At 68.6% G+C, this 16149-nt stretch carries 13 protein-coding genes, 2 tRNA genes and 1 other RNA gene; 9 read left to right on the top strand and 7 right to left on the bottom strand.

Annotated elements, in window-relative coordinates; all coding sequences use genetic code 11:
• Positions 1–50: 50 nt before the first annotated feature.
• Positions 51–1790: a proprotein convertase P-domain-containing protein gene (locus VNJ48_RS16415; RefSeq protein WP_325604017.1), complete on the bottom strand. Its 1740-nt coding sequence runs from the start codon at positions 1788–1790 to the stop codon at positions 51–53.
• A gap of 158 nt (positions 1791–1948) precedes the next feature.
• On the opposite strand from VNJ48_RS16415, the gene VNJ48_RS16410 reads away from it, so the two are divergent.
• Positions 1949–3493, top strand: coding sequence for a lysyl oxidase family protein (locus VNJ48_RS16410; protein ID WP_325604015.1), 1545 nt, complete (start codon positions 1949–1951; stop codon positions 3491–3493).
• 87 nt (positions 3494–3580) lie between these two features.
• Here VNJ48_RS16410 and VNJ48_RS16405 read toward each other — a convergent pair.
• Positions 3581–3670: transfer RNA gene (locus VNJ48_RS16405), tRNA-Ser, on the bottom strand.
• Between the two features lie 116 nt (positions 3671–3786).
• Between VNJ48_RS16405 and ffs the strand changes: the two genes are divergently transcribed.
• The 7 genes from ffs to VNJ48_RS16370 all read left to right on the top strand — a co-directional run bounded on the left by ffs (position 3787) and on the right by VNJ48_RS16370 (position 10213).
• Positions 3787–3877: signal recognition particle sRNA small type (gene ffs, locus VNJ48_RS16400), an RNA gene on the top strand.
• 92 nt (positions 3878–3969) lie between these two features.
• Entirely contained in the window at positions 3970–6177 is a 2208-nt protein-coding gene (locus VNJ48_RS16395) for a DNA polymerase III subunit gamma and tau (protein ID WP_325604013.1), read from the top strand.
• Between the two features lie 28 nt (positions 6178–6205).
• Positions 6206–6610: a YbaB/EbfC family nucleoid-associated protein gene (locus tag VNJ48_RS16390; protein ID WP_325604011.1), complete on the top strand. Its 405-nt coding sequence runs from the start codon at positions 6206–6208 to the stop codon at positions 6608–6610.
• Positions 6611–6618: 8 nt separating this feature from the next.
• Entirely contained in the window at positions 6619–7218 is a 600-nt protein-coding gene (gene recR, locus VNJ48_RS16385; RefSeq protein ID WP_297741019.1) for a recombination mediator RecR, read from the top strand.
• Positions 7211–7816, top strand: a complete 606-nt coding sequence (locus tag VNJ48_RS16380) for a DUF5063 domain-containing protein (RefSeq protein ID WP_325604006.1) — start codon at positions 7211–7213, stop codon at positions 7814–7816. Before recR ends, VNJ48_RS16380 begins: the two co-directional genes overlap by 8 nt.
• Positions 7817–7895: 79 nt before the next feature.
• Entirely contained in the window at positions 7896–9167 is a 1272-nt protein-coding gene (locus VNJ48_RS16375) for an aspartate kinase (RefSeq protein ID WP_325604004.1), read from the top strand.
• Positions 9164–10213: an aspartate-semialdehyde dehydrogenase gene (locus VNJ48_RS16370; protein WP_325604002.1), complete on the top strand. Its 1050-nt coding sequence runs from the start codon at positions 9164–9166 to the stop codon at positions 10211–10213. Before VNJ48_RS16375 ends, VNJ48_RS16370 begins: the two co-directional genes overlap by 4 nt.
• A gap of 36 nt (positions 10214–10249) precedes the next feature.
• Here the strand turns inward: VNJ48_RS16370 and VNJ48_RS16365 are convergent, their stop codons facing one another.
• The 4 genes from VNJ48_RS16365 to VNJ48_RS16350 all read right to left on the bottom strand — a co-directional run bounded on the left by VNJ48_RS16365 (position 10250) and on the right by VNJ48_RS16350 (position 13032).
• Positions 10250–11209, bottom strand: coding sequence for a hypothetical protein (locus VNJ48_RS16365; protein WP_325604000.1), 960 nt, complete (start codon positions 11207–11209; stop codon positions 10250–10252).
• Between the two features lie 28 nt (positions 11210–11237).
• Positions 11238–11855 (bottom strand): GyrI-like domain-containing protein, encoded by a 618-nt coding sequence (locus tag VNJ48_RS16360; protein ID WP_325603998.1) that lies wholly within the window; start codon positions 11853–11855, stop codon positions 11238–11240.
• Between the two features lie 88 nt (positions 11856–11943).
• Positions 11944–12020, bottom strand: a tRNA-Pro gene (locus VNJ48_RS16355).
• An 88-nt stretch (positions 12021–12108) separates the two neighbouring features.
• Positions 12109–13032, bottom strand: coding sequence for a metallophosphoesterase (locus VNJ48_RS16350; protein WP_325603996.1), 924 nt, complete (start codon positions 13030–13032; stop codon positions 12109–12111).
• A 25-nt stretch (positions 13033–13057) separates the two neighbouring features.
• Between VNJ48_RS16350 and VNJ48_RS16345 the strand changes: the two genes are divergently transcribed.
• The gene (locus tag VNJ48_RS16345) at positions 13058–13516 is read left to right on the top strand and encodes a GatB/YqeY domain-containing protein (protein WP_325603994.1); all 459 of its coding nucleotides are present in this window, start codon (positions 13058–13060) and stop codon (positions 13514–13516) included.
• On the opposite strand, the gene VNJ48_RS16340 is transcribed toward VNJ48_RS16345, so the two are convergent.
• Complete coding sequence (locus VNJ48_RS16340) at positions 13517–15865, bottom strand: transglycosylase domain-containing protein (protein WP_325603992.1); 2349 nt, start codon at positions 15863–15865, stop codon at positions 13517–13519.
• Positions 15866–16149 lie beyond the last annotated feature (284 nt).

Here is a 16149-nt window from a genome sequence, read left to right as displayed (position 1 = left end):
CACAACAGGCCGGGCCCAAGGGCCCGGCCTGTTGGTGCCTCGTGATGGGCTCAGACCTTGAAGGACCACTTCAGCGGCTGGGCACCGGGCTTGGCCTTCTGGTCCCAGGCGTTGCCGCGGACATCGGTCACCTTGGTGCTGACCGTGACCGTGTAGGTGCCCTTCCTCAGCGGCCTCTTCGGCTTGAGCGTGATCTGCTTCTTCACGGAGTCGTAGCTGACCCTGGCCTTGATCTTGGAGCCGCCCTTCTTCTTCAGCACCACCGTTGCCTTGGTCACCGACGCTGCGGCGAGGGCTTCGCTGGCGAACACCTTGACCCGCGCCGTGGGCTTCACGCCGGTGGCGTTCTTGCCGGGCTTGAACTTCTTCGCCAGCGGCCCCACCGTGTCCACGGGCGGGGTGGGGACGGGTGCGGGTGCGGGGACCGTGGTGTCCAGGGTGATGGTGTCGGAGACCGTCGTGACGTTCCCGACTCCGTCCTTGAACTGGGCGAACACCGTCTTGACTCCGTCACCGGCTGACAGCGACCACGCGGCGGTGGTGGCGTAGGGCTGGAAGGCGGAGTACGTCGTGCCGTCGTTGCTGAAGCGCATCTGCGTGACCCCGGTCGAGGGTGCCGGGTCGGTGGCCGACAGGGACAGCGTGACCGCGGTGGACTTCGTGGTCGCGGCCCCGGCGTTGATGGAGACCGAGCCCACGGGTCCGGCGGCGTCGTCCCACTCGATGTCCAGCGACCAACCACCGATCCTGGCGAAGTCGCCGCTGACCGTGTCGGCGGCGAAGAGCTGCCAGGTGCCGTTCGGGTCGGTCCCGTCGAAGGCGGACAGCGCCGTCGCTCCTGATGGTGCGGGAGCGGGTGCGGGATAGGAGTCCGCCCCATTGGCTATGTTGGTCGGTCGGAACGTCCCTGCCACAAGAGGCCCTGCGCCGGGGAGATCGGTGGCCGCCTCGTCGTCGAGGGTGAGGTCGAGGTCCGTCACGGTGGTGCTCCCACCCGCGTCCGACATCAGGGTGGACTGCTGGCCGCCCGGGCCCACCAGCAGGAGATCCATGTCGTCGGGGTAGGTCGAGGTGATGTTGTCGAGGGTCACGTTCAGGTCGGTGACCGGACCGATGCCGGACACGGACACCTGGGAGGGATAGGGGACCGTCTCCGTCTGGATGGTCAGACCCCATTGCGAGAGTGAGCCAAGGTCACCGGCAGAGTCGTCGTAGACGAAGAGCTTCCAGGTGCCGTTGGTCAGGGTGCCGTCGAACACGGACATGGACGTGTTGCCATTGGGAGACGGTGCCGGAGCTGCGATCGAGAAGGGGCCGTATGTCGCCGGGCGAACGGTGGAGGTGGCGAGGGGCCCGGCGCCGGAGATGGGGGCCCCCGCTTCGTCGCTGAAGGTGAGGTTGATGTTGCTGATGTCGGCGTCGCCCCCGGCGTCGCCCATCAGCATGACCTGTTGACCGCCAGGTCCGACGAGCATGACCTCGAGATCATCGGGGAACGTGTGGGTCAGACCCGCCAGGTAGACGTCGACGTCAACGATGCGTGCCGCCTGGGTGATCACGATCTCGGACGGGTACAGGCTGGCCGGGCCGCTGCTCGGGATGGTCACGTCGGTCCCGTTGGCCCCGCCCTCGGAGGGATCGCCCAGGAAGATGGGTGTGGTCTGGGCGAAGCTCGTGCGGAGCGAAACTGCGCCAGCAGGGGCGCCCAGGCTCGTGGTCAGGAGGGCGGCTGTCAGGAGTGAGACAGGGAGGATTCTTGCCCGTCTCCGGGCGGTGTGGGTAGAGGTCATCTCGGCAGTGTGCACCCAGATCGCGCTGTGCAGGCAGATCCGCGCCAAGAGTGGTGCCAGTACCACCAAGGTATCTAGACCGGCACGAGCTCGACGGCGCCGCGGACTCCGCGCCGTACGGAACCGACAGCTCCCCGGTAGCGTCCATCCGAGACGTCATGATCCGTCTCGTCGACCGTCCTGAGCAGGAGCACCGCATGCAGTTCCGTCCAGCCCTAGCAGCCCTTCCCCTCGTCGTCGCCGCGCTCGTCGTCCCGGGCGCCCCGGCGTCCGCCGCCCCAGCCGTCTCTGCGGAGGAGGTGGTGAGCAGCAGCCCGGTCCGGCTGTGGATGCCGTCGAAGGTGGTGGCTGACTCGTGGGGTCGGCAGGTGCGTGCCAACCTCGGTGTCCAGCTGATCGCACAGAACGCGCCGTTCGAGCTGTGGTCGACGCGGGCTGACTACGACTCACCGATCGTGACCGAGTGGCGGACAGCCACCTCGCGGGTGCGTCTGCCCGACGGCACGATGAACAACTTCAGGGGCCTGAACGAGTTCCTCACCCTCACGGTGTCCGACCTGGACGGCAAGCGGGTCTTCAAGGACACCCGCAGGGCCTGCCTGGCCTCGTGGATGCCCCAGCGCCTCTCCCCGACGGCTGTCCCGCTGTCGCCGTACCCGAACTACTGCGGCTTCCACCCCTTCACCCTCGGGTCCGTCCAGGGCATCCCCCAGGACTACGCCACCCCGCTCGAGGTCAACACCAAGCTCCCGCTGGCCCCGGGCCGCTACCTCGTCCAGGCCAGCATCAAACCCGAGCTCGCCGCCGCCCTCGGTGTCTCCAGCACGGACGCGACCGCGACGTCGAAGCTCGTGGTGCCGCGCCAGCCGGTCGACGGACCCAAGGGTCCGGGTCACCCCCACCCACTGGAGGGCAACGGGCGTACGGCGCACAAGCCGACCCCGCGCCTGCAGCCGGGTGCCCGCCCGACCGCTCAGCGCGCCGGCGCACCTGCCGGGCTGCTGCCGGACCTGCGCTCGCTCCCGTCGTTCTTGATCGAGCTCAACCCGAAGCAGACCCAGCTGCGGTTCGGTGCAACCGTCTGGAACGCCGGCAGCTCGGCGCTGGTCCTCGACGGGTTCCGCAACACCGGCGACGAGTCGAAGATGGACACCTTCCAGTACTTCTTCGACACCGAGGGTGAGCAGACCGGCTACCAGCGGGTCGGGTCGATGACGTACCACAGCGCCAACCACGACCACTGGCACTACGAGGACTTCGCCGAGTACAGCCTCGTCGACGCCGACAAGGAGACGGTCGCGGTGTCGAAGAAGATCTCCTTCTGCCTGGCCAACACCGATGCGGTCGACCTCACCCTGCCCGGGGCGGACTGGATGCAGGGGCCCGACGACCTCCACTCGGTGTGCGGCGACAACGGTGCCCTCTCGGTCCGCCAACAGCTCTCGGCCGGTCACGGTGACACCTACATGCAGTTCCAGGCGGGTCAGGCCATCGCGGTCAAGGACGTGCCCAACGGCACCTACTACCTCAAGGTCAATGCCAATCCCTACGGCCGCCTCGTCGAGAGCGACGCGACGAACAACATCTCCTACCGCCAGATCCGCCTGGTCGGGCGCCCCGGACAACGCCGCGTCGTGGTGCCGGCCGTCGGCCGGATCATCGAGCCGTCGATGGGCACGGACATGCCGCCCCTTCGCCGCTGAGGACGTCCGCCGACCGTGTACGCAAAAAGGACCCGGGCCGATGGCCCGGGCCCTCCTGACTGACTCATCTGTCGCGACTCATCACACTGGCGGAGGATAGGGGATTCGAACCCCTGAGGGCTTTCACACCCAACCCGCTTTCCAAGCGAGCGCCATAGGCCACTAGGCGAATCCTCCGCCGAGGAGCGTACCGGTCGGGTACGGGCGGGGTGAAATCGCGTCCCGGTCGGTCACGTGCGGCGGGGCGGGGAGCCCGGTTGGGTCTGGTCGCCGGCCTCACCTAGACTCATGCCAACCCCCCACGTGGCGGCATCTTGCTGAATTCCCCCAGGGCCGGAAGGCAGCAAGGGTAGGCGAGCTCTGTCGGGTACGTGGGGGGCCTTTTCGTCCCCTGTCCCTGTTGGTGCGGGTGTGCTGGCGACGGGGCTGTGGGCGCCCGGTGGTCGTCGTCGGTGGCGGTGCGTAGGGTTCGGGTCGTGGAGTCACCGCTCGCGTTGTATCGCCGCTACCGGCCCGAGACGTTTGCCGAGGTCATCGGTCAAGATCACGTCACGGAGCCGCTGCGCAACGCCCTGGCAAACGACCGCGTCAACCACGCCTACCTCTTCTCCGGGCCACGCGGATGCGGCAAGACGACGTCCGCGCGGATCCTGGCCCGTGCGCTCAACTGCGCCCAGGCACCGATCGCCGACCCGTGTGGGGAGTGCGACAGCTGTCGCGAGCTGGCTCGCCGCGGTGGTGGATCGATCGATGTCATCGAGATCGACGCTGCCTCGCACGGAGGCGTCGATGATGCCCGCGACCTGCGGGAGAAGGCGTTCTTCTCGCCGGTGCGCGACCGCTTCAAGATCTACATCATCGACGAGGCCCACATGGTCTCCAACCAGGGCTTCAACGCGCTGCTCAAGCTGGTCGAGGAGCCGCCTCCCCACCTGCGGTTCATCTTCGCCACCACCGAGCCCGAGAAGGTCCTGCCCACGATCCGCTCGCGCACCCACCACTACCCGTTCCGCCTGATCCCGCCGCGGCAGCTCTCCGACTACCTCCACCACCTCTGCGTGGAGGAGGGCGTGGCCATCGAGCCGGCCGCCCTGCCGCTGGTGGTCCGTGCCGGAGGTGGCTCGGCCCGCGATGCCCTCTCCGTCCTCGACCAGCTGATGGGTGGAGCCGGCGCTGACGGCGTCACCCATGAGCTCGCCGGGGCGCTGCTGGGATACACGCCTGAGACGCTTCTCGACGAGGTTGTCGATGCGTTCGCCGCCGTCGACGGGGCAACGGTCTTCGGCGTGGTCGACAAGGTGGTCGAGACCGGGCGAGACCCTCGCCGGTTCACCGAGGACCTGCTGCGACGCCTTCGCGACCTGGTCATCGTCGCGGCGGTCCCCGAGGCGGCGGCGACCGGACTGCTCGACGTGCCCCAGGACGCGGGTGAGCGACTGGTCGCCCAGGCAGCCCGGTTCGGCTCCGTCGAGCTCAGCCGCGCCGCGGACATCGTCGCCGCTGGCCTGACCGAGATGCGAGGCGCGACCGCGCCCCGCTTGTTGCTCGAGCTGATCTGTGCACGGGTGCTGCTCCCCGGTGCAGACGACACCAGCGACGGGGTGATGGCCCGCCTCGATCGGATCGAGCGTCGACTCGACGTGTCCGGTGCGGTGAGCACGACATCTGAGCGACCGCGTGCCACCCCTGCTCCCCAGTCCCCGGCACCCACGGCCCCAGCGCCCACGGCCCCCGCCCCTACGGCCCCTGCCCCCGCACAGGCCCCGGCTGCCGGACCGACTCAGCCTCCTCAGGGCTCGGCCCCGGTCGACCACGGTGGTCACGAACCCATGTTCGCGCCACCTCGCTTCGACGAGGACCCAGCGGAGGACCCGGCGGAGGAGCCGGTCGAGCCAGCGCCTGCGAGCACCGTCAGCGAGCACGTCCCCGAGGCGTCCCCAGCGGCGGCCCCGCCGACCGACGCAGCCGAGGACACCGGGAGGGCCGACAGCTTCCTCAGTCTCGTCGACGTCCGTCGCCTGTGGCCGGACATCGTGGACGCGACCAAGGTCCGACGTCGAGTCACCTGGATCCACCTCACCCAGAACGCTCAGGTCATCGCCGTGGACGCCACGACCCTGACCCTCGGCTTCACCAACGCCGGGGCCCGTGAGTCGTTCCTGGCAGGCGGTTCGGACGAGATCCTTCGCCAGGCGGCCATCGACGTCGTGGGAGCCGAGTGGCGGATCGACGCGATCATCGACCCCAGCGCCCAGCCCGATGCCGGTCGACCCGTCGTGGTCCAGTCGTCCACCGAGATAGTGGCCCACGCCCGCTCGGCGGCACCTGCTGAGGAGACGGGCGCCCCGCCCGCCTGGGCCCACGAGGGGACACCCACATCAGCGGCGCCCGACTCACCACCCACGTGGGCGGCTCCGCAGGCGGATCGGCCCGACTCCGGCACGCCGGCTCAGGTGCAGAGCGCCCCGCCGAGCGGGTCCGCCGGGCTCACCGCCGCTCGCGAAGCGCTGAGTCGCTCCCGCGAGCCTGCGGCCGATCCGGGAACCCCCGTCGACCATCGTGCGTTGGCCGATGAGGCAGCCGACCCAGACGACCCCGCCGCCGACACGCAAGGCCTGGACAGCACAGCGCTGCTCCAGCAGGCCCTGGGTGCCAAGGTGGTCGAGGAGATCAAGCACACGTGAGGCCCGACCCGATGATCCAGGAGCTCCCATGACCCAGAACCCCTTCGACGCCCTCGGTGGCGGCGGTTTCGACATGAACGCGCTGCTGCAGCAGGCGCAACAGATGCAGGAGCAGCTCCAGGACGCCCAGGCGAGGCTGCTCGAGCAGACGGTCTCCGGCACGGTCGCCGGGGGCGCGGTCACGGTCACCGTCAACGGCGTGGGCGACATCCAGACGGTTGACATCACCGCGGGTCAGTTCGACGGCTCCGACGCAGATGATCTGTCCGACCTGGGCGACATGATCGTTGCGGCCTACCGCGACGCGAAGTCCAAGGCCGAAGCGCTTGCCAATGAGGCCATGGGGCCGCTCGCAGGTGGCCTCGAAGGACTTGGCGGCCTGGGTGGTCCCGGCCCCGAGGGCGGGCCGCCCAGCGGTCAGCTCGGCTTCTAGGCCTTTCGTTGTACGAAGGCATCGTCCAGGACCTGATCGACGAGCTGGGACGACTCCCCGGTGTCGGTCCCAAGAGCGCGCAGCGGATCGCCTTCCACCTGTTGCAGGCCGAGACCGTCGACGTACGCCGCCTTGCTGACGTCCTGATCGAGGTCAAGGACAAGGTGAAGTTCTGCTCCATCTGCTTCAACGTCTCGCAGGAGGAGCAGTGCCGGATCTGCCGTGATCCCCGGCGCGAGCCAGCAGTGCTGTGCGTGGTCGAGGAATACAAGGACGTCATCGCGATCGAGCGCACGCGCGAGTTCCGGGGGCGCTACCACGTCCTGGGTGGGGCGATCTCGCCGATCGACGGCATCGGGCCCGAGCAGCTGCGCATCCGCGAGTTGATGATCCGACTGGCCGACGGGGCGGTGACCGAGGTCATCCTGGCCACCGACCCCAACCTCGAAGGCGAGGCCACCGCGACCTATCTCACGCGCATGCTGCGGCCGATGGGGTTGCGCGTGACCCGGTTGGCGAGTGGACTGCCGGTGGGCGGCGACCTCGAGTATGCCGACGAAGTGACCCTTGGACGTGCGTTCGCAGGAAGGCGATCAGCTGATGACTGACCCGGGCAGGCAGCCCCACACGGCTGTGGAGCACGAAGAGTTCGCGTTACAGATAGCCGACCAGATCGAGAGCTTCCTGCTGTCGCTGCGAGCGATCGCGCGCGAGGGCAACGGCGCCCGGGCGGTGTCCCTGCTGCTGCTCGAGATCAGCCAGGTCCTGCTGGCGGGAGCCCGGCTGGGCGCCCAGAACGACTTCGAGCCGCGCGAGGAATACCAGCCGGACGTCGGACCGGAGGCCGACATCGACGAGATGCGGCTTCGCCTCGCCGAGATGCTCGACAGCATCGACACCTACAGCTTTGTCTTCGACCCCTACCTGCCCGACGTGGTGCAGAGCAAGCTCTCCGACGACCTGACCTCCATCGCGACCGATCTCGACAACGGCCTGCGCCACTACCGGCTGGGCAACGTCGAGGAGGCGCTGTGGTGGTGGCAGTTCTCCTACGTCAGCAACTGGGGCAACCTGGCGGGCGCCGCGCTCAACGCGCTGCTCACCGTGGTCGCGCACGACCGGTTCGACACCGACTTCGAAGAGACCGTCGAGGCGCTGACGGTCACCAGTGAGATGTTGGCGGAGCCGATCGAGCCGCCCCGGTAGAATCTGGCGCGTCGATCGTCGCAACGGCGCTGCGGTCTGACCAGACGCATTGTTGCAGCGAATTATCTCAGGAGCTCCCGTGGGCATTGTCGTGCAGAAGTACGGCGGCTCGTCGCTCGCCGACGCCGACGCCATCAAGCGGGTCGCCCGTCGGATCGTGGAGAAGAAGAAGGCCGGCCACGACGTCGTGGTGGCGGTCTCGGCCATGGGCGACTCCACCGACGAGCTCGAGGACCTCGCCAGCGCCGTCAGCCCGCTGCCGCCCGCTCGCGAGATGGACATGCTGCTGACGGCCGGCGAGCGGATCTCGATGGCGCTGGTCGCCATGGCGATCTCCGACCTGGGCTTCACCGCCCGATCCTTCACCGGTTCGCAGGCGGGGGTCATCACCGACTCCGTGCACCGCAACGCAAAGATCATCGACATCACCCCGGGCCGGATCACCAGCGCGCTCGGCGAGGGTCACATCGTCATCGTGGCCGGCTTCCAGGGCGTCAGTGCCGACACCAAGGAGATCACCACCCTCGGTCGTGGCGGCACCGACACGACGGCGGTCGCACTGGCTGCCGCTCTCGAAGCGGACGTCTGCGAGATCTACACCGACGTCGACGGCGTCTTCACCGCCGACCCCCGCATCGTCCCCGCGGCCCGCAAGCTCGGGAAGGTCTCCTACGAGGAGATGCTCGAGCTGGCCGCGTGCGGCGCGAAGATCCTGCACCTCCGCTGCGTCGAGTATGGCCGGCGCTACCACATCCCGATCCATGTCCGATCGTCATTCAGCCAGCTAGAAGGCACCTGGGTCGTCGAAGACCCGACCGATGGAGGCACCATGGAACAGGCCATCATCTCCGGCGTCGCGCACGACCGAAGCGAAGCCAAGATCACCGTCGTCGGCGTCCCCGACAAGGTGGGCGAGGCGGCTCGCATCTTCGAGGCGCTCGCCGACGCGCAGGTCAACCTCGACATGATCGTCCAGAACGTCTCCGCGGCCGCGACCAGCCTGACCGACATCTCGTTCACGCTGCCGCGTACCGACGGCCAGGCGGCGATGAACGCCCTTGCCAGGATCCAGGGCGAGGTCGGCTACGAGAAGCTGCTCTACGACGACCGGATCGGCAAGGTGTCGCTCATCGGAGCGGGCATGCGCTCGCACCCGGGCATTACGGCCAAGTTCTTCGCAGCGCTCGCCTCCGCCGGGGTCAACATCGGCATGATCTCCACCTCGGAGATCAGGATCTCGGTCGTCGTCAACGAGGACGAGGTGGACCAGGCAGTCCGGGCCACCCACAGCGCCTTCGACCTCGATGCGGACGAGATCGAGGCCGTCGTGTACGGCGGGTCCGGGCGATGAACCGCCCTGTCAACCTCGGCATCGTCGGGGCGACCGGGCAGGTCGGTGTCGCTGTCCGCGAGATCCTGCTGGAGCGCGGCTTCCCCATCGGCGATGTCCGGTTCTTCGCCTCGGCCCGCTCCGCCGGCACCGTGCTGCCCTTCGGGGATCGTGACGTCACCGTCGAGGACGCGGCGACGGCCGACCCGTCCGGTCTCGACATCGCGATCTTCTCGGCGGGCGCCACGACGTCGCGCGCCCTGGCTCCACGTTGGGCCGACGCGGGGGTGATCGTCATCGACAACTCCTCGGCCTTCCGGCGCGACCCCGCCATCCCGCTGGTCGTCTCGGAGGTCAACCCGTCCGCGATCGATACCGTGGTCGCGGCCGGCCGGGGCATCATCGCCAACCCCAACTGCACGACCATGGCTGCCATGCCGGTGCTGAAGCCGCTGCACGACGCGGCCGGCCTGGAGCGACTCGTGGTCTCCTCCTACCAGGCTGTCTCGGGCTCCGGGGTCGCCGGCGTGGAGGAGCTGCTCGACGGCATCACCGCGGCGGGCGACAAGGCCAGCGAGCTGGCCTACGACGGGTCGGCCGTGGCCTTCCCGGAGCCGCAGAAGTACGTCGAGACGATCGCCTACAACGTGCTCCCGCTGGCCGGCTCGATCGTCGACGACGGCTCCAACGAGACTGACGAGGAGCAGAAGCTGCGCCACGAGTCGCGCAAGATCCTCGACCTGCCCGACCTGCGCGTCTCCGGGATCTGCGTGCGCGTGCCGGTCTTCACGGGCCACTCGTTGGCGATCAACGCGGAGTTCACCTCATCGATGACGCCGGCCCAGGCCCAGGCGCTGCTGGCTGATGCCCCCGGCGTGGAGCTCCGTGAGGTGCCGACGCCGTTGTACGCCGCAGGCAAGGACCCGTCCTACGTCGGGCGCATCCGTCAGGACCCGGGGGTCGACGACAACCGCGGGCTGGCCCTCTTCGTCAGCAACGACAACCTGCGCAAGGGTGCTGCCCTCAACACCGTGCAGATCGCCGAGCTCATCACCGCCGCACGCTGAGCCGGCCAGCCGCGCAGCGATGACGCATCAGCCGCGTCAGGTCGGGGAGTCGTCGGTGTCGACGAAGCCAGTGACCCACCAGGAGAGCGCATACATCGCCATCGACACCGGCGGGATGACGAGGATCATCCACCAGCTGTAGATGTCGCCGAGGAAGAACACCATCGTCATCACGGCGAGCAGCGCGACGGCCAGGAAGCTGGTGCTGCCGGGGTCATCGATACCGAAACCTCGCAGCAGCCACGCTCCGACGTACGTCAGCACGACGAGCGTCGCCAGGAGCAGCAGCAACCCCGGACCTCCGCACGAGTCAGTGCCGCTGACCAGCTCGCAGAACTTGAGGGAGGCGAAGGTCAGGAGCACGCCCAGGATGCCGACCAGCGCCCCGACGGCCAGGACGGCCTGAAGGGCTGGGATCACGGGGAAGGACGGTCCGCGCCTCGCCCCGCTGTCGACGGGCAGCTGCTGGGTCTGCGTCACGGTAGAGCCTGCGGCCGGTCGCACCGAGGGTTCGACGCGCTCGACCGGTGCCTGAATCGGGGCCGGCGCCGGTGCGGGCTCGGACGGCTTGGCGTCGAGCTCGGGGGCCACAGGAACCGGTGTCACTGGCGGGGCTGGCACCTCAGGCTTCGCGGTGGCTGCCGGCTTGGGTGCGCGGGCGGGCTTCGGGGTGGTGGCCGCGGGTTTGGGTGTGCGGGCGGGCTTCGGAGTGGCGGCCGCCGGCTTGGGCTTTCGGGCGGGCTTCGCGCTGGGCGCCGGGTCGACCGCGGGAGGGGGCGCCGGCTCGACCGGCTGGGAGACCTCGGGCTCGGGCTCGGCCGGCTGAGAGGCCTCAGGCTCGGGCTCGGCCGGCTGAGAGGCCTCGGGCTCGACCGGGTGAGAGGCCTCAGGCTCGACCGGGTCGGCATCGACCGGTTCGTCCTTCGACTTCTTGCGGCCGAATCCGAACGAGGGAAGCTGCAGCGAGAGGTTTTCCTCGGGGTCCTTGTCAGCCATGTCGCGAAGTGTGCCAGAAACTCACGTGTCAGCCGGGTCTCTTCACCGGTTGACGCAGGATGGTGCGCAGCTTGGACGGCTCCACCCGGCGGGCGTCGCTGAGGTAGATCTCGTGGTGCTTGCCGGTCAAGCGCAGCCCGTTGTCGGGGACGTAGCGGTGATGGAGCTCGTCGAGGATCTCGGCCTCGTCGTCGTATGACCCGACGTGCAGGGTCTGGACGCACAGCCCCTCCTCCAGCGTCTCGAGCCGCACCTTGTCCAGGCTGGAGGGCCGTTGCTTCCCTGCCACCTTGGCAACGGCCTGCTCGAACATCTCGGTGGTGATCCAGTCCGGCACCAGGATCATGGCCGTCCAGTCCCACTGCGACTTGTCCCGTGCGCCCGTGAACGCTTCCATGTCCGAGGCCCACCACTGCGCCTCCAGTGGCATGACGACGTAGTCCTGCCCGAGGTCCGTCTTGCTGGCGAACTTGAGCGTGTACGCCACCGGGTAGAGCGCCGCGATGGCGTCGGCGTACTCCCCGCCCGCGTTGGGGTCGCCGTGCCCGTCCACCATGAGGTACTGCAGCGGCGGGACGTCGACTAGCCGGAACTCGTGGTGCTTCGCGACATAGGAGTCGAGGGTCAACTTGTGGTCCGTCTTCATCCATCTCATCCTGTCCGGACGCAAGGAGAAGCGAAAGATCCGAACCCCCAATGGGGGCCCGGATCTCTTCGTCTCTTGCGAGATCACCTGGTCGGGGTGACAGGATTTGAACCTGCGGCCTCGTCGTCCCGAACGACGCGCGCTACCAAGCTGCGCCACACCCCGGTCCGCTCCGGGCCGGTGACCGGCCGTGGAGCAGGGCGAGCATACCCGAGCGCCAGGACCCCTCCGAATTCGGGCTGGACGGGCGAGATCAGGCCCGCGGCACGAGGGTCATCAGCGTCGCCTCGGGGCGGCAGGCGACGCGGAGGCGCACGTAGGGGTTGGTCCCCACCCCGGCAGACACGTGCAGCCACGAGGAGCCCGGGTCCCCCGGAGCCGACGCCGCCGGGTGGCGATGGAGACCCTTGGCGCGCGCCGGCTCGAGGTCGCAGTTGGTCGTCAGGGCGCCGTAGCCGGGCAGGCACACCTGCCCGCCGTGGGTGTGGCCGGCGATGATCGCGTCGTACCCCGCTGCGGCGTAGTGGTCGAGCACCCGCAGGTACGGCGCATGCGTGATCCCGAGCCGCACGTCGGCCGACGCATCGGCGGGCCCGGCGACGGCGGCGAGGTCGTCGTAGCGCAGGTGCGGGTCGTCGACGCCGGCCAGCGCGAAGGTGGTGCCACCCACCGTGACCTGTCCGAGCTCGTTGCACAGGTGCACCCAGCCCCGGTCCGCGAACCGCTGCTTGAGCTCACGCCACGGCAGTCGCGGGGTGTGGGTGTTGCGCCGACCTGTGTCGGGCACGAGGTAGCGCAGCGGGTTGCGCCAGCCGGGGGAGAAGTAGTCGTTGGAGCCGAAGACCGAGACACCGGGTAGGTCGAGCAGGGGCCCCAGCGAGTCGACCACGATCGGCACCGACGCCATGTGCGCGAGGTTGTCACCGGTGTCGATGACGAGATCGGGCTCGAGCTCGGCCAGACCTCGTAGCCACTCCTGCTTGGCGCGTTGGTCCGGCGCCATGTGGATGTCGCTGAGGTGCAGCACGCGCAGTGGAGCGTGACCGGTCGGGAGCAGGGGCACGGTGACCTCACGCACGGTGTACTGCCGGGCCTCCCAGGCGGCGTACGACGCCAGCGCGAGGCCGGCGCCGACGGTCAGCCCGGCCGAGCGGCGGAGAAACTCGGGGGAGGGCATCGGGCAAGGCTGCCACAATGGCTCCATGAGTGCTCTCAAGGACCGTCTGCGTGCCGACCTGACCACCGCCATCAAGTCGCGTGACGAGATCAGGTCGTCGACCCTGCGGATGGTCCTGACCGCCATCACGAACGCAGAGGTGGCCGGCAAGGAGGCCCGCGAGCTCACCGACGACGACATCATCGGGGTGCTCTCGAGCGAGGCCAAGAAGCGCCGCGAGGCGGCCGTGGCCTTCGGTGAGGGCGGGCGCGTCGAGATGGCCGCCAAGGAGGTCGCCGAGGGCGAGGTCCTGGCCGACTACCTGCCCGCCCAGCTGAGCGAGTCCGAGGTTGCCGAGATCGTCTCCACAGCCATCGAGCAGACCGGGGCCGCCGACGAGGGGATGCGCGCGATGGGCAAGGTGATGGGTGTCGTCACGCCCCAGGTGAAGGGGCGCGCCGACGGTGGGGCAGTGGCTGCGGAGGTACGCCGCCAGCTGGGCTAACTAGCCCTTGTTCTTGCTCTTGCCCTTGCCCTTGCCGTTCCCACCACCGCCACCGCCACCGCCGCTACTCTCCGGAGGCGGTGGGACGGTGCCGGTGGACTGGAAGATCGAGACCGTGTCGCCGGAGCCCAGCTCGGTGCCTGCCGCGGGGGAGGTGAACACGACGGTGCCTTCGGTCGCCTCTGAGTCCGCGAAGCCACCCAGGCTGGTCAGGAAGCCGGCCGACTCGAGCGTCGTACGGGCCTCCCGCAGTGTCATGCCGGCGACATCGGGGACCGGGGTCAGGACGCCGAGGATCTCGTCACCGGACGGCGGGTTGAACTCCTCGTAGTCGAGGCGGGCGGAGATGGCGGCCATGGCCTCGCCCCAGATCGGACCGGCGACGGTCGAGCCGAAGGCCTCGCTGATGTAGGACCCACCTACGGTCTGTCCGTTGAGGCTCACCCAGTAGCCCTGGGAGTTGGCGCCGGCGACCATGGCGGCCGCGGCGATCTGCGGCGTGTAGCCGACGAACCACACCGACATGTTCTGCTGGTTGGTGCCGGTCTTGCCCGCTGATGGCTGCGCGGGGGCGATGCTCTCCGCGAAACCACCCGGCCCCGTCACCCCGCTCAGGATGTCGTTGACGGCGTCGGCGGTGACTCCCGGCATGACCTGCTCGCACGTGGGCTTGTAGTCCTTCACGGTGCTGTCGTCGGAGGCCAGGATCTGCTTGACGGGGAGGTTGTCGCAGTGGATACCGCGTGCGGCGAAGGTGGCGTAGGCGCCGGCCATGGTCACCGGGTCGGTGTCGGAGACTCCCAGCACCCAGGAGGGGACCTGCTGGGCCGTGGGGATCGTGATGCCCATCTTTTGTGCCAGCTCGATCGGCTCGCACATGCCGGTCTCCACCTCGAGCTGGGCGAAGAAGGTGTTCACCGACTGCTGCGTGCCGGTGTAGAGGTCGAAGGTGCCGCTGCCCGTGGAGTTCGAGACGTTCCAGCCCTCGCCGTCGCCGGCATACGGGCCATCACAGGTCTCGAACTCCTCGTCCGGGATGTTCATGCTGTCCGGTGCGGAGATCTGGGTGCTCAACGGGATGCCCTGGTTGATCGCCGAGGCGAGCACGAACACCTTGAACGTCGAGCCGGCCTGGAAGCCGTTGGCGTCGCCGTACTTCCGCGGGACCACGTAGTTGAGGTAGGTCTCGCCCGCCTTCTTGTTCTTGCCCATCGGCCGCGACTGCGCCAGCGCTCGGACGTAGCCCGTGCCGGGCTCGACCATGGCCAGGCCGCCGATGGCGTCGTCCGTCGGGTCGACGTGCGCCTGGACGGCGGCGTCGGCACCATCCTGATATTCGAGGTCGATCGTGGTGTGGATCGTGAGCCCGCCGGACTGCAGCAGCCGCTTGCGCTCCTTGACCGTCTCGCCGAGGGACTTGTCCTTGAGGAGGTAGTTGACGGCGTAGTCGCAGAAGAACGGCACCCGGGACTGCTGGCAGCCGTTGGGGGACGGGTTGAGCTTGAGCCCCAGCGGCCGCTCCTTCATCTTCTCGGCCTGCTCGCGTGGGATGACGTTGAGCGTGGCCATGCGGTCGAGGACGACGTTGCGACGGTTCAGCGCCCGCTCGGGGGAGTTGGTGGGGTCATAGCCGGTGGGGTTCTTCACCAGACCGGCGAGCGTGGCCGACTGCTGGTAGTTGAGGTTCTTCGCGTTCTTGCTGAAGTAGTGCTGCGCGGCCGACTGCACGCCGTAGGCGCCGTCACCGAAGTAGGCGATGTTGAGGTAGCGCTCGAGGATCCAGTCCTTGGAGTAGTTCTTCTCGAAGGCGATGGCGTAGCGCAGCTCGCGGATCTTGCGCGCGTAGGTGTCGTCGGTCGCCGCGGCGGCCTCGGTCTTCGTGTCCGCCTGGTTGAGCAGGGTCTGCTTGACCATCTGCTGGGTGATGGAGGACCCACCCTGCACCGAGCCGCTGGCCTGGTTGGTGACGAAGGCGCGGATCGTGCCGCGGATGTCGAGAGCCCCGTGCTGGTAGAACCGGTCGTCCTCGATCGAGACGATCGCCTCGACCATCTTGCGCGAGATCTGACGCAGGCCGACGTTGATGCGGTTCTGGTCGTAGAGGGACGCGATCAGGGTGCCGTCGGCGGCGTAGATCCGGGTCGTCTGGGCGAGCTCCTCCGCCTCGAGCTCGTCAGGCAGGTTGACCATGCCCTTGCTGAGGTCCTTCGCCGCCACCCCGACGACTCCGGCGAAGGGGATGGCGAGCCCGGCCACCAGGACACCCAGCACCGCTGCCACGACCGCCATCACGGCGAGGTGGGACAGCACCGAGCGCCGGCGGGTAGGGGTGCGAGAAGGGCTGGACATGGCGCCAGAGTACGTGAGCGAACCAGACCGACGCATTCGTCGTACCACACCGAATGCGGCCTTCGCAGGAAATGGTGACCAGAGGTGGTCTAGTCATATCGGACCATGCCATTTGGTCGGTTCGTGTCTCCTTCAACTACCTACTCTTCGCCTACCTTCATCTTGGGTCGAAGAACGGTCGCTATGGGGGCGATGGTCACCGGCCCAACGAAATGGTGGACATCATGTGGGTAGAAGACTGGGCACCGCGGGCCGCTTGCCGGCAGGACACTCCCGACGCGCTC

The sequence above is a fragment of the Nocardioides sp. genome (assembly GCF_035576065.1).
In the GTDB taxonomy this organism is placed as follows: Bacteria; Actinomycetota; Actinomycetes; order Propionibacteriales; family Nocardioidaceae; genus Nocardioides.
Note: the sequence above shows the minus strand (reverse complement) of the source record. Positions and strands in the feature narration are given on the sequence as shown.

Excerpts from the sequence above, each read along its gene's own strand:
- VNJ48_RS16340 (WP_325603992.1), bottom strand. The coding sequence starts at position 15,865 with ATGTCCAGCCCTTCTCGCACCCCTACCCGCCGGCGCTCGGTGCTGTCC.
- VNJ48_RS16360 (WP_325603998.1), bottom strand. The coding sequence starts at position 11,855 with ATGAAGACGGACCACAAGTTGACCCTCGACTCCTATGTCGCGAAGCAC.
- VNJ48_RS16380 (WP_325604006.1), top strand. The coding sequence starts at position 7,211 with ATGACTGACCCGGGCAGGCAGCCCCACACGGCTGTGGAGCACGAAGAG.
- VNJ48_RS16370 (WP_325604002.1), top strand. The coding sequence starts at position 9,164 with ATGAACCGCCCTGTCAACCTCGGCATCGTCGGGGCGACCGGGCAGGTC.
- VNJ48_RS16410 (WP_325604015.1), top strand. The coding sequence starts at position 1,949 with ATGATCCGTCTCGTCGACCGTCCTGAGCAGGAGCACCGCATGCAGTTC.
- VNJ48_RS16365 (WP_325604000.1), bottom strand. The coding sequence starts at position 11,209 with ATGGCTGACAAGGACCCCGAGGAAAACCTCTCGCTGCAGCTTCCCTCG.
- VNJ48_RS16415 (WP_325604017.1), bottom strand. The coding sequence starts at position 1,790 with ATGACCTCTACCCACACCGCCCGGAGACGGGCAAGAATCCTCCCTGTC.
- VNJ48_RS16345 (WP_325603994.1), top strand. The coding sequence starts at position 13,058 with ATGAGTGCTCTCAAGGACCGTCTGCGTGCCGACCTGACCACCGCCATC.
- VNJ48_RS16390 (WP_325604011.1), top strand. The coding sequence starts at position 6,206 with ATGACCCAGAACCCCTTCGACGCCCTCGGTGGCGGCGGTTTCGACATG.
- VNJ48_RS16350 (WP_325603996.1), bottom strand. The coding sequence starts at position 13,032 with ATGCCCTCCCCCGAGTTTCTCCGCCGCTCGGCCGGGCTGACCGTCGGC.